The organism is Puia sp. P3, from assembly GCF_050632245.1.
GTDB lineage: Bacteria > Bacteroidota > Bacteroidia > Chitinophagales > Chitinophagaceae > Puia.
In genome coordinates, this window is record NZ_CP192583.1 from 2031843 (window position 1) to 2054202 (window position 22360).

Annotated in this window: 24 protein-coding genes; 21 read left to right on the forward strand and 3 right to left on the reverse strand. The window is 55.0% G+C overall.

Annotated elements, in window-relative coordinates; genetic code table 11:
* Window position 1 precedes the first annotated feature (1 nt).
* The 15 genes from ACQ86N_RS12275 to ACQ86N_RS12345 all read left to right on the forward strand — a co-directional run bounded on the left by ACQ86N_RS12275 (window position 2) and on the right by ACQ86N_RS12345 (window position 16197).
* The gene (locus ACQ86N_RS12275) at window positions 2-436 is read left to right on the forward strand and encodes a glycoside hydrolase (RefSeq protein ID WP_431215396.1); all 435 of its coding nucleotides are present in this window, start codon (window positions 2-4) and stop codon (window positions 434-436) included.
* The gene (locus ACQ86N_RS12280) at window positions 346-1659 is read left to right on the forward strand and encodes a glycoside hydrolase (RefSeq protein WP_431215397.1); all 1314 of its coding nucleotides are present in this window, start codon (window positions 346-348) and stop codon (window positions 1657-1659) included. Before ACQ86N_RS12275 ends, ACQ86N_RS12280 begins: the two co-directional genes overlap by 91 nt.
* Entirely contained in the window at window positions 1659-2387 is a 729-nt protein-coding gene (locus tag ACQ86N_RS12285) for an SGNH/GDSL hydrolase family protein (RefSeq protein WP_431215398.1), read from the forward strand. Before ACQ86N_RS12280 ends, ACQ86N_RS12285 begins: the two co-directional genes overlap by 1 nt.
* Before the next feature lie 11 nt (window positions 2388-2398).
* Window positions 2399-3712, forward strand: a complete 1314-nt coding sequence (locus tag ACQ86N_RS12290) for a DUF5107 domain-containing protein (protein WP_431215399.1) — start codon at window positions 2399-2401, stop codon at window positions 3710-3712.
* A gap of 204 nt (window positions 3713-3916) precedes the next feature.
* Window positions 3917-5707, forward strand: a complete 1791-nt coding sequence (locus ACQ86N_RS12295) for a tetratricopeptide repeat protein (protein ID WP_431215400.1) — start codon at window positions 3917-3919, stop codon at window positions 5705-5707.
* Window positions 5708-5719: 12 nt separating this feature from the next.
* Complete coding sequence (locus ACQ86N_RS12300; RefSeq protein WP_431215401.1) at window positions 5720-5989, forward strand: hypothetical protein; 270 nt, start codon at window positions 5720-5722, stop codon at window positions 5987-5989.
* 43 nt (window positions 5990-6032) lie between these two features.
* Window positions 6033-7733, forward strand: a complete 1701-nt coding sequence (locus ACQ86N_RS12305) for a glycoside hydrolase family 2 TIM barrel-domain containing protein (RefSeq protein WP_431215402.1) — start codon at window positions 6033-6035, stop codon at window positions 7731-7733.
* A complete protein-coding gene (locus ACQ86N_RS12310; protein WP_431215403.1) occupies window positions 7714-11334 on the forward strand; it encodes a polysaccharide lyase family 8 super-sandwich domain-containing protein in 3621 nt (1206 codons plus the stop codon). The genes ACQ86N_RS12305 and ACQ86N_RS12310 overlap by 20 nt, the downstream gene beginning before the upstream one ends.
* Window positions 11264-11500 (forward strand): polysaccharide lyase beta-sandwich domain-containing protein, encoded by a 237-nt coding sequence (locus tag ACQ86N_RS12315; RefSeq protein WP_431215404.1) that lies wholly within the window; start codon window positions 11264-11266, stop codon window positions 11498-11500. Before ACQ86N_RS12310 ends, ACQ86N_RS12315 begins: the two co-directional genes overlap by 71 nt.
* A gap of 3 nt (window positions 11501-11503) precedes the next feature.
* Window positions 11504-11926, forward strand: a complete 423-nt coding sequence (locus tag ACQ86N_RS12320) for a hypothetical protein (protein WP_431215405.1) — start codon at window positions 11504-11506, stop codon at window positions 11924-11926.
* Window positions 11927-12018: 92 nt separating this feature from the next.
* Window positions 12019-12846 (forward strand): hypothetical protein, encoded by an 828-nt coding sequence (locus ACQ86N_RS12325; protein ID WP_431215406.1) that lies wholly within the window; start codon window positions 12019-12021, stop codon window positions 12844-12846.
* Between the two features lie 530 nt (window positions 12847-13376).
* Entirely contained in the window at window positions 13377-14333 is a 957-nt protein-coding gene (locus ACQ86N_RS12330) for a D-2-hydroxyacid dehydrogenase (RefSeq protein ID WP_431215407.1), read from the forward strand.
* A 57-nt stretch (window positions 14334-14390) separates the two neighbouring features.
* Window positions 14391-14585, forward strand: a complete 195-nt coding sequence (locus tag ACQ86N_RS12335) for a hypothetical protein (RefSeq protein ID WP_431215408.1) — start codon at window positions 14391-14393, stop codon at window positions 14583-14585.
* 102 nt (window positions 14586-14687) lie between these two features.
* Window positions 14688-15509 (forward strand): tetratricopeptide repeat protein, encoded by an 822-nt coding sequence (locus tag ACQ86N_RS12340; protein WP_431215409.1) that lies wholly within the window; start codon window positions 14688-14690, stop codon window positions 15507-15509.
* A gap of 94 nt (window positions 15510-15603) precedes the next feature.
* Complete coding sequence (locus tag ACQ86N_RS12345; protein WP_431215410.1) at window positions 15604-16197, forward strand: OmpA family protein; 594 nt, start codon at window positions 15604-15606, stop codon at window positions 16195-16197.
* Here the strand turns inward: ACQ86N_RS12345 and ACQ86N_RS12350 are convergent.
* Complete coding sequence (locus ACQ86N_RS12350) at window positions 16194-17273, reverse strand: hypothetical protein (protein ID WP_431215411.1); 1080 nt, start codon at window positions 17271-17273, stop codon at window positions 16194-16196. The genes ACQ86N_RS12345 and ACQ86N_RS12350 overlap by 4 nt on opposite strands.
* A gap of 205 nt (window positions 17274-17478) precedes the next feature.
* Between ACQ86N_RS12350 and ACQ86N_RS12355 the strand changes: the two genes are divergently transcribed.
* A complete protein-coding gene (locus tag ACQ86N_RS12355; RefSeq protein ID WP_431215412.1) occupies window positions 17479-18462 on the forward strand; it encodes an NAD-dependent epimerase/dehydratase family protein in 984 nt (327 codons plus the stop codon).
* Window positions 18463-18495: 33 nt separating this feature from the next.
* Here the strand turns inward: ACQ86N_RS12355 and ACQ86N_RS12360 are convergent, their stop codons facing one another.
* Both ACQ86N_RS12360 and ACQ86N_RS12365 read right to left on the reverse strand, forming a co-directional pair.
* Window positions 18496-18960, reverse strand: coding sequence for a hypothetical protein (locus ACQ86N_RS12360; RefSeq protein ID WP_431215413.1), 465 nt, complete (start codon window positions 18958-18960; stop codon window positions 18496-18498).
* 3 nt (window positions 18961-18963) lie between these two features.
* Entirely contained in the window at window positions 18964-19680 is a 717-nt protein-coding gene (locus ACQ86N_RS12365) for a 3-keto-disaccharide hydrolase (protein WP_431215414.1), read from the reverse strand.
* Between the two features lie 401 nt (window positions 19681-20081).
* Here ACQ86N_RS12365 and ACQ86N_RS12370 point away from each other — a divergent pair, with 401 nt between their 5' ends.
* The 5 genes from ACQ86N_RS12370 to ACQ86N_RS12390 all read left to right on the forward strand — a co-directional run bounded on the left by ACQ86N_RS12370 (window position 20082) and on the right by ACQ86N_RS12390 (window position 22358).
* Entirely contained in the window at window positions 20082-20333 is a 252-nt protein-coding gene (locus ACQ86N_RS12370) for a hypothetical protein (protein ID WP_431215415.1), read from the forward strand.
* A complete protein-coding gene (locus ACQ86N_RS12375; RefSeq protein WP_431215416.1) occupies window positions 20321-20689 on the forward strand; it encodes an RNA polymerase sigma factor in 369 nt (122 codons plus the stop codon). The genes ACQ86N_RS12370 and ACQ86N_RS12375 overlap by 13 nt, the downstream gene beginning before the upstream one ends.
* A 70-nt stretch (window positions 20690-20759) precedes the next feature.
* A complete protein-coding gene (locus tag ACQ86N_RS12380) occupies window positions 20760-20897 on the forward strand; it encodes a hypothetical protein (protein WP_431215417.1) in 138 nt (45 codons plus the stop codon).
* Between the two features lie 64 nt (window positions 20898-20961).
* A complete protein-coding gene (locus tag ACQ86N_RS12385; RefSeq protein ID WP_431215418.1) occupies window positions 20962-21426 on the forward strand; it encodes a tetratricopeptide repeat protein in 465 nt (154 codons plus the stop codon).
* A gap of 59 nt (window positions 21427-21485) precedes the next feature.
* Window positions 21486-22358: a DUF4382 domain-containing protein gene (locus tag ACQ86N_RS12390; protein WP_431215419.1), complete on the forward strand. Its 873-nt coding sequence runs from the start codon at window positions 21486-21488 to the stop codon at window positions 22356-22358.
* Window positions 22359-22360 lie beyond the last annotated feature (2 nt).

Genomic DNA, 22360 nt, shown 5'->3' on the forward strand with positions numbered 1-22360 from the left:
TATGAGAACGACAAGATATTTCCTGCTGGCCGCGCTTGCATTTCCTGTGGCGCTGCTCGCCCTTGAATGCAAGAAGAAGGATCCCGCCCTTCCTCCTCCGGACAACGGGAAGAGCTGTTTCTACAACGGAGTTGACACCTGTAACAATAAGCCTGTCAGGCTGGGCCTGACCGTCGATATGGGCAGCGTACAGCAAACGATACATAGTTTTGGGGCTTCAGACGGCTGGACCTGCAAGTTCATCGGCAAGTGGGCCGACGTCAGCAAGAAGAACAGGATCGCCGACCTCCTGTTCAGCATGGATACGCTGCAGGACGGAACGCCCAAAGGCATCGGCCTCTCGCTGTGGCGCTTCAATATCGGCGCCGGCAGCTGCATGAGCAGGGAGATACCAGCCAGATCGCGACGGACTGGCGCAGGGAGGAGTGTTTTCTGAATGCAGACGGCACCTATGACTGGAGCAAGCAGGCGGGGCAGCAGTGGTTTCTGCAGGCTGCGCGTCAGCGGGGCGTGAAATATAGTCTGGGTTTTGCGTTGTCGCCGCCCGTCTCAATGACAAAGAACCAGCGGGCGCACGGCGTCGCCGGTACGGCCAGCCTGAATATTGCGGATGGACGGCTGAATGACTATGCCGATTTTCTGGCGCAGGTGGCGGGGCACTGGCATTTCGACTATATCAGCCCGGTGAACGAGCCGCAGTGGGACTGGGGAGGCACCAACGGGGTTGCGCAACAGGAGGGCAGCCAGGCCATCAATTCCCAGGTGGCAGACCTTGCGAAGGCCCTTTCGCCCAGGCTCGCTTCGCTGTCTCCCTCTACCAGTACGGTTATCGGGGAGGCCGGCCAGTTGGATTTTCTTTATGGCCGCAATACGGACAGCCGGGGAGATCAGATCAACCAGTTCTTTTCGTCTTCGTCCAGCAATTATATCGGCAATCTTCCCAATACGCTGCACGTGATCTCTGCCCATAGTTATTATACCACCTGCCCGGACGACAATCTGGTCAATATCCGGCAGCAGGTGGCGACTAAGGTTCGGCAGGTCGATCCTACGCTGGGGACCTGGCAGTCGGAGTTCGGGATCCTGTCCAATATCTGTAATCTTTACAATGGCTCTCCGAGGACGACGAATATCGACTATGGTCTCTATGTCGCCAAGACGATCCACAACGACCTGACCGTGGAGGGAGTAAGTTCCTGGCAGTGGTGGCTGGCGGTCAGTCCGTACAATTACAGCGACGGTCTGGTATATATCAACGACCCTTCCGGAAATATCAACGTGGACAACTGCAAGCAGGACGGAACCGTGCTGGATTCCAAACAGCTGTGGTCGCTGGGCAATTTCTCGCGTTTTATCCGACCCGGAATGCAGCGGGTTGCCGCCGTCGTCCAGGGTATGGACAATCCGGTAACGGCTGCCGGTTCGGTCATGGCTTCCGCGTATAAGGATAACAGCAACAAGCAACTGGTCGTCGTTGTGGTGAATTTCTCGGCTTCCTCCGCCACGCTGCAATTGTCCGGCGTCAGCGGGCTGGCCGGCAACCGGCTGAATAGCTATCTGACGGATGCTTCCAACAGTCTGAAAAGGTCGTGGGTCGCCGCGGACAATATCGTCGTACCCGCCCGCGCCATCGTAACACTAACAGGAACTTACCAGTGATGAGAAGATCGATATCGTTGTTTTTTGGATGGACCTTGTTTTCGGGGAGCGTGATAGCGCAGGGCAGTATTTCACCGGCGGCCGCGCAGAACGCCGACTATCTGAGCCCTGTCAAAGTTGAACTGCAAAAGAAATGGCCGGCCAACCACACCATCAACCTGGTATTTCATGGACATTCGGTGCCGACTGGATATTTCCGAACGCCGGAGGTACATACCTTCGATTCTTATCCTTATCTCGTGCTCAGGCAGTTGAAGGAGCTGTATCCCTATGCCGTGATCAACGTCATCACCACTTCTATCGGTGGAGAGAATTCAACGCAGGGCGCTGCGCGGTTCAGAAAGGAGGTGCTGACACACCGGCCCGACGTCCTGTTTATCGACTATGCACTGAACGACCGGAAGATCGGGCTCGCACGGGCGAAGAAGAACGTTGAAAAGATGATCCGGATCGCCCTGCGCCGGAAGATAAAGGTCATTTTGTTGACGCCTTCGGCGGACGAGACGGAGTCACTGACGACAGCGGACGCCCCGCTGGCGCGCCTGTCCGAACAGTTGAAAGGGCTGGCAAAAAAATACGGTATCGGGCTGGCTGACAGCTACGACCGTTTTAAGCAGATCAGGAAAGAAAAGGGAGATATCCATCCGTACATGGCACAGTCGAATCATCCCAACAGACTGGGGCACGAACTGATTGCCGGAGAGATCCTTCGATATTTCCAACCATAAAAAGACAACTTATGAGCGAACCTTTGGTGCGGGTATGGCAGGAAGAGATCGTTATCCCGACCTATCTTACCGGCGATCCCGACAAAAATCCCATGTTCTTTGAGAAGCGCGTTTATCAGGGCAGCAGCGGGGTCGTCTATCCGAATCCTGTCATCGAAAAAGTATATGACGAAAAGACAGACAAGACCTATACCGGACTTTTTCTGGAGAACGCATATCTGAAGATCATGATCCTGCCCGAACTGGGCGGCCGTGTGCAGATGGCGTATGATAAGATAGCCGGGCGCCATTTTATCTATTATAATCAGGTCATCAAGCCGGCGCTGGTGGGGCTTTGCGGTCCCTGGATCTCCGGCGGGATCGAGTTCAACTGGCCGCAGCACCACCGTCCCAGCACGTTCTCTCCGGTGGACTTCTCCTTAGAAGAGAATGCGGATGGTAGCAAGACTGTTTGGATCAACGAGGTGGAGAATATGTTCCATACCAAAGGGATGGCCGGCTTTACCCTGTACCCGGACAAGGCCTATCTGGAGATCAGCGCAAAGTTATTCAACCGGACTCCGCTGCCCCAGACCTTCCTCTGGTGGGCCAATCCCGCTGTGAAAGTGAACGATCACTATCAATCCGTATTCCCGCCGGACGTAAATGCGGTATTCGATCACGGCAAAAAGGATGTGTCCTCTTTTCCGATCGCTACAGGCACCTATTACAAGGTAGACTATTCACCCGGCACCGATATCTCCCGCTATAAGAATATCCCCGTCCCCACCTCCTATATGGCGATCCGGTCGGGGTATGATTTTATGGGCGGATATGAGCACGATGCAAGAGCCGGAGTGCTGCACGTCGCGGACCATCATGTGTCACCCGGGAAAAAGCAGTGGACCTGGGGGAACGGTGATTTCGGGCGCGCATGGGACAGGAATCTTACGGATGAGGACGGTCCTTATATCGAACTGATGGCCGGGGTATTTACGGATAACCAGCCCGATTTTTCGTGGCTGATGCCCTATGAAGAAAAATCATTTGTACAATATTTCCTTCCTTATCGCGAGCTGGGACTTGTGAATAACGCAACGAAGGACATATTGGTGAGCATGCAACAGGCAGGCGACCTGCTGACGGTACGGGTCTTTGTCACTTCTCCGCAAAAAGGGCTTGTGCTCCGGCTGTTCCATGACAACCGGCTTTTGGACCAGACCCGATTCAGCGCTACGCCGGAAGACCTGTTTGTCCGGACGCTGCCGGTGGCGCCCGGTATCCGGGCCCGAGAGTGTCGGCTGGCAGGTCGTCGACGCCGAGGGAAGCGAGCTGCTCAGCGATGATCCGGTCAGGCATCACGGTGGGGATATCCCCGAAGCCGCGAAGGCTGCCCCTGCCCCCGAAGACATTGCAAGCAACGAACAACTTTATCTTACCGGTCTGCATCTCGGGCAATACCGGCACGCGACATACAGCCCGCTGCCCTATTATGAGGAGGCGCTGCGGCGTGACCCCGGCGATATCCGGTGCAATAATGCGCTTGGTCTTTGGTATCTTCGAAAGGGACAACTAAAAAAAGCGAGGCGTTCTTCCGGAAGGCCATAGCAACGCTGACCGGCCGCAATCCCAATCCCTGTGACGGTGAGCCCTATTACCATCTGGGGCTGGCCCTTCAGCTGCAGGGGAAGACGGAAGAAGCTTATGACCAGTATTACAAGGCATGCTGGAATAGCGCCTGGCAGGCCAGCGCCTACTTTGCCCTGGCGCAGCTGGATGCGGCAAAAAGCGACTGGCGGCGTGCGCTGCAACATCTCGGGAATGCGCTGGACCGCAACGGACGCAATAGCAGGGCCTGGACGCTGAAGGCCGTCGTCCTGAGAAAGGCGGGGCAGTCCGCACGGGAGGTCTGCATTCGCGGACTTGAACTGGACGAATTTAATCTTCCGCTATACTTTGAGCTGTTCCTCGCAGAGGGCGGAACACTGGATACGCTCCGGACGCTCGCAAGAAACTCTGTTCAGAACTATATTACGTATGCCCTGGACTACGCGGCGGCCGGGTTGTACAGCGATGCGATCAAATTCCTGTCCCTATATACCGGTGATGAGCATCCCATGGTGGACTATTATATGGCCTGGTGGCACCATCTTTCAGGGAATGACGACGTCTCGATGGAGTGGCTTTGGAAGGCTGCAGCTGTCACGCCCGATGGCTGCTTCCCCAATCGTCTGGAAGATATCGCCGTTCTCCGATATGCCACCGATGTGAACAAGGAAGACGCTATGGCTCCCTATTATCTGGGCAATCTCTGGTATGACCGGAGGCAATACGAAGAAGCTATTCAGCAGTGGGAGCTGTCTGCTGCCCGGAACGCTAATTTTGCCACGGTGGCCCGCAATCTTGGGATCGCTTACTTCAACAAAAAGAAAGAAGCGGGAAAAGCACTCCGACTCTATACTAAAGCATTCTCTCTGGACGAGACGGACGCCGGGGTCCTGATGGAGCTGGACCAGCTGCACCGGCGTCTCAATGCAGACGTGCGGCAGCGGCTGGAATTTCTCGAGAGGCATTTGCCGGTGGTGGAAGAACGAGACGATCTGTATCTGGAGAGGGCCGCTCTGCATAATTTTCTTGGCGGGCACGACACAGCGTACCAGCTGATCATGGACCGGAAATTTCATCCCTGGGAAGGCGGAGAAGGCAAGGTGTCGGGGCAGTACGTTTACAGTCTGGTGGAGCTCGCCAAACAGAATCTTCATGCCGGTCGATATCAGGAGGCGTTAGCTCTCCTGGAGCAGGCCCGGGTGTATCCGCATAACCTCGGTGAGGGCAAGCTGTTCGGTGCGCGGGAGAATGATATCTTCTATTGGCAGGGTATCGCCTGCGAGAGACTGGGCGATAAGGGAAAAGCAACCGCTTTTTTTGGCAGAGCGGCCGAAGGCAACGCTACTCCCGCGGCAGCCCTGTTCTACAATGACCAGCAGCCGGATAAGATCTTCTATCAGGGGCTGGCCTGGAAAAAGCTGGGCGATCCTGCTCTGGCCGAACGTATATTTGACGGCCTGCTCGAATATGGGGTGACCCATCTGGAGGAGGAAGTAAGGACCGACTATTTTGCCGTGTCCCTGCCCGACCTGCTGATCTTCGAAGACGATGGGCAAGCCCGCCACCAGGCGCACTGTTATTATATGATGGGGTTGTCCCATCTTGGCAGCGGCAGAAAGAGCGAGGCGGCCGGCTGTCTGAAGAAGGTGCTCGGGCTGGATGCGATGCATTTCGGCGCGAGGACTCATCTGGCGCTGACAGGACACAAAAAGGAACAGAGTTTAACGATCTAAAAAAGACCATTGATGAACAAAAGAGCAGTCTTTCTTTGCGCGCTTTTGCTGGGATGCAGCATACGGTTATTTGCTCAGGAGACCCTGTCGCTGGCAGGGGGATGGAGTGTCCGAATCGATCCGCAGAAGACGGGCGAGCAACAGGGCTGGTATAAACAGGCTTACGAAAAGAAGATCCAATTGCCCGGCACCCTTGACGATGCGGGCATCGGAGAACCGCCGACGCTCACGGACCAGCGTGTGGAGAAAGACGTGATGGTCCACCTGACCGAGGAAACATAGTTATATCGGTTATGCCTGGTATGCGCGGGAAGTCAACGTTCCTTTGAGTTGGAAAGGAAAGGGGATCCAACTGTCTCTCGAGAGGGTCCTGTGGACCAGCCGGGTTTGGATCGACGGGGTCGAGGTCGGGACCCGGGAAAGTCTTTCTACGCCGCACCGGTACGATCTGGGTGTGCGGCTGTCTCCGGGCAGGCATCTCATCGTCATTCGCATTGACAACAGCAGGAAATACGATATTTCCCATCTGGACATGGCGCATGCCTATACGGAAGGGACGCAGATCATCTGGAACGGGATCATTGGAAAGATGCAGCTGGTCGCAAGAGCCCGGGCTTTTATTCAGTCCGTACTGGTCTATCCTTCCGAAAAAGAGAAGACCATTGCCGTGAAGACGGTTTTCCAAAACGATCTGGGACGGGACGAGAAAGGCATGTTGCTGCTGCAGGTGCTCGACCGGAATAAAAAGATCGTAGCGCAGAAGGTGGAGCAGGTGACTCTTGCTGCCGGTGAGTCGAAGCATGAAAATACGGTTGTGGTATCGGCTTGCAGGGACTGGGATGAGTTCGCTCCAAACTTGTATACGGTGAACGCTGTGCTGGAGGCCGGGTCGACGGATCGTGCTGCCGCGGTATGCGGCATGCGGGACATTGGGAATGCGAACAGTCTGCTTTGGATCAACGGCCGGCGTCTATTCTTGCGCGGCACACTCGAGTGCAATATCTTTCCATTGACGGGTCATCCGCCGATGGACAGACAGGGGTGGCTGAAGGTGTTTGCGACGGCGAAGGCATATGGCCTCAATCACCTGCGCTTTCATTCCTGGTGTCCGCCCGAGGCGGCTTTCCAGGTCGCGGATTCGATGGGGTTCTATCTGCAGGTCGAGCTGCCTTTCTGGAACAAGAACGCCGGAAAGGACGATGCGGTGGACAGATTCCTGGAGGAGGAAGCTTTCCGGATCAGCCGGGAATATGGCAACCATCCTTCGTTCTGTCTCTGGTCGATGGGCAACGAGCTGGATGGGGATTTCGACTGGCTGGCGGATATGGTCAAACGCCTGAGACAGACGGACCCGCGCCACCTGTATACGTCGACAACGTTCACTTTTCAGGCGGGCCACGGGAAATGGCCGGAGGCCGGCGACGACTATTATATCACACAGTATACGAAAAAGGGATGGATTCGGGGGCAGGGCATATTCAACAGCATTCCACCCGATTTTAAGAGCGACTATACAAAGGCGGTAGACGGTCTGCCCGTGCCGGTGCTCATCCACGAAATGGGACAATATTCGGTCTACCCCAATTTGGGAGAGATCGGCAAGTATACAGGTGTGCTGGACCCGCTGAACTTCCGGGCGGTTCGCAATGATCTCGACCGGAAAGGTCTGGCTGGCCTTGCACCTGCCTTTACCAAAGCCAGCGGAGTGTTTTCGGCAGGGCTTTATAAAGAGGAGATCGAACGGGCCATGCGGACGCAGGGGATCAGCGGGTTCGAGCTGCTGGATCTCCACGATTTCCCCGGTCAGGGGACGGCGCTGATCGGCATTCTTGACGCTTTCTGGGATAGCAAGGGGCTGGTGACGCCGGAAGAGCACAGGATGTATTGCTCGGCTGTTGTGCCGCTCCTGCGGTTTGAACGGGCTTCTTATACCGGCGACCAGCGTTTTGTCGCGTCTGCCGAGGTAGCGAATTTCGGCGCAGCCGAACTGAAGAAGCTGCTCGCCTTTGTGGACGGCAAAGGATGACGCGGGCCGGGTGTTTGCTTCGGGAACTCTTGCTACGCGTGATGTGCCCGTGGGCGGCGGTATTCGGTTGGGTGAGGTTTCATTCGATCTGAAAGCTGTTTCGACGGCTAAGATGCTGACCATCGAACTGAGTCTGCGGGGCACGCCGTATAAGAACAGGTGGAAGATCTGGGTCTATCCCCCGCGTGCTGCGGCCGGGGAGCCATCCGATGTCGTCTTCGATACTGTATTGGATCAGGCTTTGGTCCATTTGGCGGAAGGAAAGAAGGTACTGCTGAATCCCGACACCGCCAGCATACATGGGGTCGACGGAAGATTTGCCCCCGTCTTCTGGAGCCCCGTCCATTTTCCCAATCAGCCGGGTACGATGGGGATTCTCTGTGATCCTGCCCATCCGGCGCTGAAAGATTTTCCTACGGAGTTTCATTCCGACTGGCAGTGGTGGGACCTGATCACCAGGTCGAAGACGATGATCCTGGATTCGTTGCCGCCGATGACCCCGATCGTCCGCGTTATCGATAATTTCTTTAGGAACAGGCGCATGGGGGATGTGATAGAGGCGAAGTCAGGCAGTGGCAGGCTGATACTGGTCTCGGCCGATATTACGCATGATCTGGATAAGCGACCCGCCGCGAGACAGCTACGCTATAGCCTGGAACACTATATGAGCGGCGCGGCTTTTACTCCGGCGGTCGAACTGACTCCCGCACAGTTGAGTCGTCTGGTTGGCTCCGGCTTGCTGCACGACCGGGTCGGCGCCTGTCTGAAGCAGGCTGCGCAGTCGGTCCGTCTGCTGATGGAGCATACGCGCCCGGATAGCTTCCCCGAGACCTTCAACCCCCGTACGGATAAGTGGGCGATGGGGAAGTCTTCTTCCTGGATGTCCGGCTTCTATCCCGCGGAACTTCTTCGTCTTTTCGAATATACGCACGACAGCGCTTTGTACCGGGCAGCGGTGGCGAAACTGGGTCAGCTGCAAAAGGAGCAGTTCAACAGAGACACGCACGACCTGGGTTTTATGATGTACTGTCCTTTCGGGGAGGCAAACCGGATAGCGCCTTCCGCCGCGTACAGGGAGATCCTGATGAACAGCGCGAAGTCTCTGGCCTCGCGTTTCAGCCCGTCGGTTGGCTGTACGAAGTCCTGGAACGCATCTCCAACACAGTTCATGGTGATCATAGACAATATGATGAATCTGGAATTGCTGTGCGAGGCTACGCGGCTTTCGGGCGATTCGTCTTTCTACAGGATGGCCGTGACACACGCGAATACCACGATGAAGAATCATTTCCGGGCCGACCACAGCTCGTATCACCTCGTGATCTACGATCCGGCGACGGGCGCGGTCGTGAAGAAACAGACGGTACAGGGCGCTGCCGACGAATCCGCCTGGGCGAGAGGACAGGCCTGGGGACTCTATGGATATACGATGATGTATAGGGAGACCCGTGACCGGAGATATCTGCATCAGGCCGAAGATATAGCCGGTTTTATCCTGCCCCGGCTGCCGGAAGACAAGATACCCTATTGGGATTTCAACGCCCCCGGGATACCCAACACCAGCAGAGACGTATCCGCGGGAGCCATCCTATGTTCAGCGCTGCTCGAACTTTCGGAATATGCGGAAGAGGGAAAGGCGCGGGAGTATAAGAAAATTGCGGAGGATATGCTGCGGTCTCTGCTGTCACCCGCCTATTCCTCCGCGCCCGGAGAGAACGGAGGATATCTGTTAAAACACGGCGTCGGGAATTTCCCAAAGAACTCCGATATCGACGTATCCATTATCTATGCCGATTATTATTTCATAGAGGCCATGCTCCGGTATCAGCATCCGCCGCAGGCGGATACGGTCCTTACGAGGTACCGGCGATCGATAAGCGACGTCAACACCTTGTGGTCGCAGGAGGTCAGCAGCATGGTTGCGGGCTGGGATAGCGTCAGGCAGTGGCCCGATATCAAATACGACGATACTGTGCGCGGCTTCTGGTCACTCCTTGGCCATCTCGGCAGGATCAGGACGCTTGCGCTGGAATGGTCGGACCCGGAGTCCGGCCATTTTCATGACAAAGATATATGGCGGGTCATCAATGGAGCGCTGGACAACTGGCTCGAAAAGCGCTACCACAACAGCAACTGGTGGCATAACGAGATCGGCGTTCCGCAGCTGATGAGGGATATTCTGGTGGTGTTGCGCGATACGCTGAGCCCGGCGCGTCTTCGCGGCGCGCTGGAGGTTCTGGGGCAGTACCGGCTGCAGAAGCCGGGCAATGGAGCCAACCTGGTATGGAGCGCCGATCTCGGCCTGCACTATGGTGCATTGACGGGCAATGATAGCCTGATGCGCGTCTGTGCCGACCGGCTGATCGGTGAGGTCCGTATTACGAAGGGAGACGGCATCCAGTCCGACTATAGTTTTCACCAGCACCTTGCCCGTCTGCAGATGTATCAGTACGGGGCTGCCTTTCTGGAGCAGAACGCCCGTCTTGCCTGGCAGCTTCGGGGTACTCCCTGGGCGTATCCGGATGACAAGTTGGGGCTGCTGTCCAGCTTTGTTCTGGAGGGATGGCAGTGGATGTGCAGAGGGGTGAATACGGTTCCCGGCACGATCGACCGGTCTGTCAGTCGTATCGGTGCCTTGCATGCCGCCGATCTTCGCGGGACCATACCCCGGCTTTGCGAGCTGGACCCTTCGAAGGCGAACTCGTTTAGGGCCCCGGCCGCGAGGCAGGAGGGTGGCGGCGAGCCGCTGCAGGGATTCCGGTACTATCCCCGGTCCGACTTTTCGGTCTATCAGGACCGTCCGTTCGGCTTCTTTTTAAAGACGATGTCGGACAGGACGCTCCCCACCGAGTCGATCAACAGCGAGAACCTGAAGGGGCGATGGATCAACGCGGGCGATGCCTATATGATCGCCGGCGGCAATGAATATTTCGACCTGATGCCTGTCTGGGATTGGGAGCATCTGCCCGGGGTCACGGGTTTTTCGGCCGCAGGCGGCCTGGTCCGTCACGCGTTTGCGGGCAGTGTTTCGGATGGGAACAGCGGGTTGACGGCTATGGACTATGAATTGGATAGCGCGTCCCTTACGGCCCGAAAATTCTGGGCCTGCCACGACGGGGTTGTCGTCTGTCTTATTGGAGATCTGAGGTGTAACGCCCCGGCATATACGACTATCGATCAGTGCCGCTGGGCCGGCGATATTGTCGCCGATGACGGTGTCATAGGGCAGGGGGCCGATACGCTCGGTTCTGTGCGATGGATTCAGCACGCGGGCAAGACCTGCATCTTTTTGCGGCCGTCGAAGGTCGCCGTAATGGCGGGACCGTCTTCGGGCTCATGGCAATCGATCAACGCTTCCGAGCCGCCGACGCCCGTGACCGAAAGACTGTTTATGCCCGTGTTGCTGCATTCTCCTGGCCACGACTCATCCGGGTATGTGCTGACTGCCTGTGCCACGCCGGCCAGTGGCGCGATCGCTGGCCCGGCGGCCTTCCTGGACCGTACTCCGCAACGGCGGCGACTGTCAGGCGGTGCGGTTCAGGGACGGACTGCTGTTCTGTGCCTTTTATGCGGGAGGGTCGTTGGTCGTGGACGGGCATAGGACGGTCGCAGTCGACAAGCCCTGTCTTCTGATGGTAGGAAAAGACTCGCTGTATATAAGCGATCCCTCGCAGAAGGGGATGACAGTAACGGTCAGCCTGAATGGGAAAGGGCATGAGGTGCAGTTGCCGGCTGATGGAACGACGGTGATTTCCCGCTATCTTTAGGGGATGAATCTATTCAGGGTTTTTATAGCGGGCTTTGCTATGGCGAATTCTATCGTTGTTGCCGCTCAGGGTAAGGTTACCGACCCGGTGGTCTGCAAGGCCGATCCCGCGCAGTCTTATGCTCTATATATTCCGGTAAAGGGGAATGCCGCCGCGATGCCGGTCGTCTATTTCTTCGATCCTCATGGCAGCGGTTCGCTTCCACTGAACAAATACCGGCAGCTCGCGGAGACCTATGGATTTATTCTCGTAGGCAGCAACAATTCAAAGAACGGTAATGACTGGTCGGCAACGGAGAAGGTCTGGCAGTCGCTGGCGACCGATACGAAAAGCCGCCTGAAGATCGACGCGGGTCGTGTCTATACCTGTGGTTTTTCCGGCGGGGCCAAGGTGGCAAGTTTTGTGGCGATCCAGCACCCTGGATAAAAGGCGTCATCGCGGGCGGCGCGGGACTGCCCGACGGGGTAGGCGCCGATAATTTCGACTTCAGCCTAACGGCTATTGCCGGCGAAGGCGACATGAATCTGACAGAGCTGGTGGGTATCACCGGCGAACTGGACAAGACGCATACCCGGCACCGTCTGCTGTTGTTTGCGGGGAAGCACGAATGGGCGCCGGAAGGCATCATGGACCAGGCTTTTGCCGGGCTGCAGCTGGACGCCATGGCGCAGGGGCGTTTGCCGAAGGAACAGGCGTTTATCGACCAGTACGTGAAAAAGAGCAGGACGCGTCTAACGGGCTATATAAACGCCGGGTACCTGCTGAAGGCCGAACGCGAGTGTGCAGTGTCCGTGAGCTGTCTGGACGGCGTTGACAAGCAGGCCGACTGGTTCCGTCAACAACGGAAATCCATAGCCGGAAGTCCGAAATTTAGCCAGCAGCAACAGCAGGAACGTAGCGTCCTCGCACAGGAGGAGAGCGCCAAGGCGGGTTATATGCAGCATTTCCAGCAGGTGGATACGCGCTACTGGGACGGCGTCATCGCCGACCTGGCAACCAAAGCTGCCCCAGGCAGGCCCGAAGCCGCCATGTACCAGCGACTGCTGGCCTGGCTGTCACTGGCTTTTTATTCCATGAGCAACCGCTGTATCGGCGCCAATGCCAATGACCAGGGCCGGTACTTTGTCGACCTGTACAAAAAGGCCGACCCTGCGAATAGCGAGGCCTGGTATTTTTCGGCGATACTGAGCGCGCGCGGAGGCCAGCCAAAGGCTGCCCTGGGGGACCTCGAAAAGGCGGCCGAGCTGGGTTTTGACGACGACCGGCGTATGCGCCAGCAGCCGGAGTTCCGACAGATGGATCTTTCCCCGGTAAGGCTGAGACCTTCGTCAAAACGTCGTTCCTAGCTCCCCCGGGAATGGTCGTACCCTTCGCCGAGCGCCCGGGTACTTTCGTCGGGCTATAGCGAACCTTTGTCGAATAAGTTTCCAGACCTGACGTATCTTTTACATCTTTGTATCAGCAAGAGAAAATAACCATCCGGTGTCCGAAAAAACCTCCAATGTCCTTGAAAATCAAGTAGAACCAAAGTCCAATTCCGAAAGCTAGAAAGTCCAGTCCGTCCTTGAAAAACCGAGTCCAGAAATCCTAAAAACCATCCAAGTCCAGGATCCGAAAGACCGTGTGTCCAAAATCCTTGAAAACATTTATCCAACCCATTGAAAATCAGTCAGTTCGTTAAATCCGATCTCCAAATGGAACACTGAATTTGGAAAAGAACCCTAAGAATGATCGATGGCCCTGACAAAAAGTTTGCCGCTGCGAATATCGCAGCGGCTTTTTTCTTTCCAGTATATTGCGCCCTGGCCGGCCCCGGGGATATTGCGGCCTGCCTGACCCGGGCGTGGCACCTGAACCACCCGACAACAACTGAGATATGAAAATTGTAATTCTGGATGGATATACCCTAAACCCCGGAGACCTGTCCTGGGCCTGGCTGGAGGAATTTGGCGAGGTCGTTTACTATGACAGAACAGCGATAGAGGAGGTCCCCCGGCGTTGTAAAGGCGCGGATATGATCCTTACGAATAAGGTTCAGTTGCGGGCGGACGCGCTGCGGCAATTGCCCTCGCTGAAATATATCGGAGTAACGGCGACGGGCTATAATATCATCGACGTGGACGCGGCCAAAGCCCAGGGAATCGTGGTTTCCAACGCACCGGCATACGGGACTGCTTCCGTAGTACAGACGACCTTTGCCCTGCTGCTCGGGCTCTGTCAGCACGTACAGCAGCACAGCGATTCCGTATACGCGGGCGCCTGGAGCCGCTGTCCGGATTTTTCCTACTCCATATCACCGCTGGTGGGGTTGTCGGGGAAGACGATGGGTATCATCGGCTATGGGGATATCGGGAAAGGTGTGGGGAAGGTGGCTGCGGCGTTTGGAATGCGGCTGATGACGATCAGGCGTCCGTCAAATGCCGCCAGCGCCCCCGCGCTCGAACTGGTGTCGCTGGACCAGCTGCTTGCGGCTTCGGACGTGGTAAGCCTTCACTGTCCGCTGACAACCGATACACAGGGGATGATCAACAGGATCACTCTGGAGAAAATGAATCAGTCGGCTTTTCTGATCAATACGTCGAGGGGTGCGCTGGTCGTCGAAGAAGACCTGGCGGCCGCCCTCAATGAAGGGATGATCGCCGGCGCGGGTCTCGACGTGCTCTCGCAGGAACCACCTCCCGTCAGTAACCCGCTCCTGAAAGCAAAGAACTGTATCATCACGCCGCATATCGCGTGGGCTACGAGGGAAGCCAGATTCCGGCTCATGGAGATGACCAGGATGAATCTAATGGCGTTCGTGAAGGGAAGGCCTGAGAATGTGGTCAATAGATAGAGAACTACGGTGGGTGGGCAGGATAATTGCATCCGTACCGGTATAAAACGTTCGATTATGCAAAAATCCAAAAAGCCCAAAGATAAAAAAGTGAATCCAGTCCGGATCACTACAGAATCGCCGACCTCACGCACCGGTGGCGGTCCTATGAAGGAAGAAAATAGGACGAGAGCCGCCGGAGAGAAAAAGCAAAGAGAAAGTGGCGATAAGGAAGACAGTATGGGCAGCGGCAAGCGACAGGACGATCAATAAAACTTCAAACCCCTCGCCTACGCGAGGGGGTTCTTTTTTTGCCTGGCATAAGATTTGAATAAGGAAGGAGTTTTATACCTTTGCAACGCTAATCGAATAAAAATGAAAAATCACCTGACTCTAATCGGCGTGGCAGCCCTTATGTTCGCCTATTCATGCAAAAGCGGGCTTGTCACGATGTCCAATGGTTGTTATAATCTCATCAGCCAGGGACAGACAGAAAACAAATCCGGCAACTACTCCGCCGCACTCGACGATTTCAACAAAGTCCTTCAAAAATGTGACGCCTACGACGCCAAGGAAAAAGCCTACGCGGGTAAGGCTGCCGCGCTCAATGGTCTGGGGCAGTACAGCGACGCACTGGACGCAGCCAACAAAGGGATTGCCATCAACAAGTCCAGCCTCGACAACCTTTTTGAAAGGGCCAATGCCGAGCTGGGCCTCGGCCGGTCTGCGGACGCCAAAGCCGATCTGAATACGATCAATACGTTGACGGGTAAGAACCAGAACATCGCCCAGCGGGCTACCATCTATTCAAAAATGGCTGAGATCGATATGCGGCAGCAGCAATATGATCAGGCCCTGCAGAATATTCAGCAGGCGATCGCCCTGGACAAGAGTAACCTCCATTTTTACATGCAGAGGGGCGATATCAACGTTGCGGCAGGCAACTACAGCACTGCGATCGGCAACTATGACGAGGCCATCGCCAACGGCAAGAATGACCCGGAGGCCTGGAAAGCAAAGACCACCACCGTTGTACGTATGATCCAGAATAAGTACAGGACCGACGACGCGGGTACGCTGGCGAAGAAGATCAGCAGCAGCGACCGGCAGACGTTGTGCAGCAGCATCAGTTCGGCCAAACAGCATGGTGTTCAGGATATGGGTATCGACCTCGTGCAGACCTCTATTTGTAAATAGTCATATATTTTAAAAGCTAACTATGAAGCACAGAATTAGTCAAGTCAGTTTATCGCTGGTCATTATTGCCCTATTGCTGACCAACTGTAAGAGCATGAACAAAACCCAGAAAGGAACCGCCATCGGAGCAGCCGCCGGAGGAGTCGCCGGTGCACTGATCGGTAAGGGTTCGATATGGGGTACACTGGCGGGCGCCGCAGTAGGCGGGACCGCGGGTTACCTGATCGGTCACCATATGGACAAACAGGCCCAGGAGATCAAACAGGCCGTTCCCGACGCCAAGGTGGAAAGGGTAGGGGAAGGGATCGACATGACCTTCAACTCGGGTTTGCTGTTCCAGATCAATTCCAGCGTACTCAGCGAAGCCGCCAAAGTAAATCTTACAAAGGTCGCCAACGTCTTCGTAAAATATCCCGAGACCAATATCCTCATCGAGGGACATACGGATAATACCGGCACGCCCGAATACAATATGGAGCTGTCGAAGAAGCGGGCCTATGCCGTCAGCGATTTCCTGACCGGCAAAGGAGTAAATTCCGCCCGGATGGATATCAAATGGTATGGCGAATCACAGCCGAAATATCCAAACGACAACGAGTCCAACAGGGCGTTGAACCGCCGCGTCGAACTCGCTATCACTGCAAATGACCAAATGAAACAGAAGGCTCAGCAGGGCAGCCTCAACTAGTTCTTCAACATTTTTTTGATAAAGCGCGTGTCCAGCCGTTTTGCGATCTGCTGGCCCAGATCTGTAGAGTGGTCCGTAGGGTCATAGTTGAGAGACAGCACGAAAAAGCGGGGTTTCTCGGGACCTGAGCCCTGCTCTATAAATATGGCTTTTGGTTGTATCAGCTGGACCGCGCCTTCTTCGCCGTCGGCGAATCCTTCAAACTCTGTGGCTTTTGCCGGGACTACGGCAGGCGCGGCAAGCGTGGCGGGCGAAAGCCGGTGCAGCATCCCGTCTATAAAGCTTACGGTGCTGTCGATACCCGCCGTCTGGTTGTCGATGTCTTCCTTCAGAATATCTTCGTCGCTTTTGAACTGTTCGAGATACCTTCTCTTCCGCATTTCCAGCTCGGATCCCGTGTACGTGCTCCTAAGGGCGTTTATCGCTTTCTCTTTTTCGGCGTTCTGGTCGTCCTGTGACCTGACCTGATCCTTTGCCTTGATGCCTTTGATTATAGTTTCCTTGTTCACGCCCAGCGAGGCCTTTACCTGTTCGAGATAATCCCTGCGGCTTAATAGGGTATAGGGCAGATCGTCGGGGCCCGCGGTTATCAGCCAGAGACCGCTGTGGGCGAAACCATCGCCCCTGGTATCTTCGGTAGGGTGGGCAACGGGGCGCGAAGCCAGCTCGAAATAGGGGCAGTCGTTACGGACTCCCTTCGAGGGGATAAGGGAAGTATAGTCCTTGCCGTACACTGAAACCTGTCCGGTCAGGGCGCTCAGGTCATTGGCGATGATGCTCATCGTAGCCGCGGGCCGGGCCATATCGTCCGACGCTGCGCCAGTGGCGGGAAAACGGCAGCGGATGCCGAACCGCAGATGGATGCTGGTTCCGGATTTCTCGGCCTTAAAGTCGCCGCGCCAGGTGGGGCGGAAGGCTTCGCCGGTCAGACAGGAATCGTGCAGATAATTGATCAGACTGGTGTTGATGGTCTTAAAGCCGGTCAGCTGAATTCGGCTGATGCTTCCAGTCAGACGATCGTCTTCTTTTTGCCAGGGGTGGTAGCTAAGAACGAGCTTGCGGTAACGAACAAACATGCGATGGTGAGGCGGTTCATGGTCTTGGGTTTTAAAGGATAGGAAATCGCTTTGACAAGTACAAAGGCGGGACCAAAGAGGTAAATGGCTGATTGTCAAATCGTATAGGCGGTTTGTTTTTGGATTCCGATCCCTTTTTGGGAAAAACTGTCTATTTGGGATAAAGGAAATCGATAGATTTGTCCCTTAACACAACCAGCTAGCCATGAAGATCCTTGTTACCGGAAGCGCCGGCCATTTGGGGGATGCGCTGATGCGCACCCTCCGACAGGAAGATAATGAAGTCGTCGGCGTGGACGTCCTGCCTTCTTCGTCGACTACACATGTCGGTTCGATCACCGACCGGGCCTTCGTCAGGGAGTGTATGAAGGATGTGATGACCGTCTATCATGCCGCTACCCTGCACAAACCGCACGTTGCGACCCACGGGGAACAGCAATTCATCGACACCAATATAACGGGGACGCTCACTCTTTTGCAGGAGGCGGTAAACGCCGGCGTGGAAAGCTTTGTCTTCACCAGCACCACCAGCGTTTTTGGCGATGCACTGGTACCTCCCGCCGGTCAGCCCGCGGCCTGGATCACCGAATCCGTCGTGCCCGAACCGAAAAATATCTATGGCGTCACAAAGGCGGCGGCCGAGGACCTCTGCCAGTTGTATCACAGAAATCACCGGTTGCCCTGTATCGTGCTTCGCACGTCCCGATTTTTTCCGGAAGAGGACGACCTTCCGGCGGCGCGGGACGCCTTTGGCGATGACAATCTGAAAGCTAACGAATACCTGTACCGACGTGTGGACATAGCCGACGCAGTCGACGCGCATCTTTTGGCGGCCCGCAAGGCCCGCGGTATTGGCTGGGGCAAATATATCATCAGCGCCACTACGCCGTTTGTCCCCGGCGATATGCATGCGCTGCGCGGGGATGCGCAGTCGGTGGTCGGACGGTTGTTCCCCGCTTGCGCGCCGCTATACGATCGCCTTGGCTGGAAGCTGCCTTTGGGACTGGACCGCGTCTATGTCAACGAGCACGCGCGTACCGCGCTGGGATGGCGGCCCAAATATGATTTTGGCTACGTGCTGGGTTGTCTGGAAAGGGGTGAAGAATTTCGCAGTCCGCTGGCCACGGCCGTAGGGGCGAAGGGGTATCACGCTTCCGCGCCGCATCGGTCAACGGTACAGCTGTCTTAGCGGATGTCACCCATTACAAAACTACAAAAAGGACTATTCCGGTTCCTGCAAAAGTCCAAACTGTCTGAAGTGGTGGGTAAAATGTTTGCTGTGCCAGATGCACCATTCGGGGCCCGTCAGAGGGCCGAATCCGCCGTGGATGGAGGTGGCTCCCGGCGTCTGAAAATACACATCAAAATCCTTTAGTTCCTGCATCAGCTGGCTGATAGCCGTGGCTATATCGGGGAAGCGGAATCCGACTGGCGGTGGAGAGAGGACGATGTTTTTGGGTATTGGTGAATCGGTATAGATGCCCCGCTGTTTGGATCTTGCGGCGTCTTCGGGAGAGCGGTCGCAGGTGCCGGTCTTCCTGCCGTTGGTATATTCTACCTGTTCCACGAGGTGCTCGACCATGTGCTGAGCCGAAAGTGCACCCCAGCGGGGCGGGGTATCCGGCCGAAGGAGAAGCAACAGGTTGTGCACCTGCTGCCTGTCGGAAATGTCAATTGTAAATGCCATTGTTTATAGTTGACGGATCTTGATATTCCTCCACTCGCTGGAGCCGGGGTGCTGCTGTAGCGCTATCCTTCCTTTGGCGACTTTGGCAAAATCGGAGAAGGCCTTGCCCGCGAATTTGCTGTGTGCGACCATATTGTTCCATTCGTCGCTGCCCATCTGGCCGTCGAAGGTCTGGATCCCGTTGAGCCAGAAAGTGAGGTGCCCCTTGTTCTGGATCAGGCGGACCTGGTTCCATTCGCCAACCGGGTGCGGTTTTGAGACAGTAGAGTCTCCGGACATATCATAGAGACAGCCGGCGAGGTGGTTCTGTTTCTTGTTGTCGCTGGCGTCCTTGTTGTCCAGGACCTGCATTTCGGGGCCGGTCAGGTAGGTTGCGCCGTATTTGGGGTTCTCCTGGACGTCGAAGATGATGCCGCTGTTGCTGCCTTTTGACACCTTCCATTCCAGATTGAGTTCGAAGTTCTCGTATTCTTCGTTGGTAACGATGTCTCCACCGCCGCTTTGGGGCTGCGAGGGGTCGAACACCAGTGCGCCGTCCTTAACCTGCCATTTCGATCCTACCGTGTCTCTCAGGTAGGTGTGCCAGCCTTTTGTGGATTTGCCGTCAAACAATAGTTTCCAGCCTTCTTTCTTTTCCTTTTTGGAGAGCGTATTGGGTTCCTGCGCCATGCTCACAAGAGCAGAGAGGCCGGCGAGGGCAAAAAGCACCGCTGTTTTCATTGATTTAAAAATTTGCGTCTAATTTAGAGGAGATTACACAGCTAAACTTTGCTAATTTATGGGCGGGTGGGCAGGACAGGGAGGAAATAAAAAAACCTCCAAATTTTTTCGGAGGTTTTTCAAAGACAATTGAATTTAGGCTTTCAATGGGTTAGAAAATATAAATCCCGGTTTTTCTGGATACTTAGTTGTTCATTGGTATTGGATATAACAAATGTAGTATCCGCTGCCGTCACCGGCAAGAGCAAAAGCCCTTTTTTCGGCCAGGAAATATACGAAGGGTTTTATCGGGTCAGGCGCTTTTTGTCGCGGCGATCGGTAGCCGGGAATAATCCCGTAAATTTAATTGAATATTTTTAGTTACAGATCCGGAGTTGCCGGTTACCTACAATAGACCTGGAATGAGCAAAACAAGAGGCTTTTCCGATGTCGGGCTACTGGACTGTCTCCGCCAGGCCAGACCGCCGGACGAAGCGGTTCGTTTTATTTATAAGACATATTTCAGGATGTGCAGTTCCGTAGTAATAAAAGGAAGCGGCAACCACCAGGATGCGGAAGATATTTTCCAGGAGGCGGTGGTGTCTTTTATTGAAATGGTCCGCAGCGGACGTTTCCGGGGGAGTCGGCCGTCAGCAGCATTTTGTTTTCTATAACCCGTAACCTTTGGCTCAACGAGATCAGACGGCGAGGACGCGCCGAAAAAAGGGCGATCGGCTTTGAGGCCAGTAAAGAGAGCCCGGAACCAGGACAGGATTTTATTTTTGCTGAAAAAGAGCTGGGCCGGAAGTTACTGGAGCAAGTGGAAGAATTGGGTGATACCTGCAAAGCCATTTTGCTGGCTTTCTATTTTGAAGAGTTGCCGATGCGGGAGATCCTGCCCCGATTTGGATTCCTTAACGAGCAGGTCCTTCGGAACAGGAAGTATAAGTGTATGAGGCAGCTCGAGGAAAAACTGAAAGCAAACCCGGAAATTCTCGATTTTTTCAAAACCGCGCTTTACCATGAATGAGGATTTTTACGATAACGATATTTTATTCAGATACCTTGAAGGTGAATTAACACAGGAAGAGGCTCTACGAATGGAACTATTGCTAAAGTCCGATCCCCAACTAAGAGAAAGGCTCGAAAGGCTGACTGCGGCAAGAAGGGCGGTTGAGCACTATGGTCTTGTGGAACAGGTGCGCGCCATCCACCATGAAGCTGGTTCCCACACTTAGAAAACCAATGGCCGGAGCCCGGTTATACAGAGTTGCCCTGTCTGCAGCCGCTGTATTGATCGTCATGCTGACCCTTGCAACGCTATATATGTACCGGCAGCTCAAACCCTCCAACATATACCGGGAAAATTTTTATCCATATGTGCTGACTTCGGATAGAAGCGAAAAAGAACAGGATACGTTGTCATCTGCTTATAAAAAGGGACATATGACGGAAGTCCGGGCGATTTTTTCGACGCTGAGATCTCCATCCGCCCGCGACTATTTTCTTGCAGCGAATTCATTTCTCGCGCTCGGGAAGCCCGATAGCGCCATCGCAAGTTTCCGGAAATTGCTCCAACTGGACCGGCAGCTTCACCAACACGAATTCGAAGAAGATACAGAATATTACCTCGCAATGAGCTATCTGCGCGCCGGTCTTATTGCTGATGCATTGCCCTTGTTCCGGAAGATCCAGGCGGAACCGCAGCATCCATATCACGACAAGGTTGGATCGTGGCTGATCCGCCGGCTGCGATGGGCGCAATAATTTTTTTCCCCGTATGGGGTTACATCCCGTCTGCCCCTGGTTACCTACCTAAAAAGGTTATGAAAACACTAAAAATTATTCCCAGGCCATTCGCCTGGATGCCCTTTTTCTTCATTATCGCCGTTGCGTGTAACAAATCTGCAAAAGGACCGGGCTCCGGCGCCTCCGGCAGCAATTCGGTCCGTATTTTCCTTATGGATGATCCAGGACTGACATTCGACCATCTTTTTCTGGACATTCAAAAACTGGAGATAAAAGTCGAAGACAGCGATCAGCGCGAGCAGGAGGATCATGACAGACAGGGTAGCGAAGACAGGGACAGGAATGGCGAGACCTCGGGCGGATGGGTAAATGTCCCGATCTCAGCAGGAGTTTACGACATCCTTCACTTTAGAAATGGTCTGGATACTCTGTTCGCCAGCACCAGTTTCGCGGCCTCCAGGTCATTCGAAAAGATTCGGCTTACTCTGGGAAGTAATAACAGCATTATGGTGAACGGAACCTCAGTCCCATTGACCCTGAACGGCAACGATAATATCGTAGTCATCAAGGTGGGCGACGACCTTCTGGACGACCGCCCATCCTCTTTTGATATTTCTATCGACATTGACGCGGGACGATCGGTAGTACAGCACGGAAGCCGTGTAGAACTGAAACCCGTCACAAGAGTATTCCGAAAGGAAAAGGCCGGTGCGATCGAAGGGCGTGTGCTTCCCCAGGACGCCAACCCGATAGTGATGGCCATACATGGTGCTGACACCGCTACGACAAGGCCCGAACGGGAAGGAGAATTTAAGATTACCGGCCTTGCGCCAGGTACCTGGTCTCTGCTGATACGGTCGATGTCCGGTACTTATCAGGACACAGTTATCAACAACATTACGGTGCAAAAGGAAGACGTGCATATTGGGACGGTTACCCTTCATCGGTGATG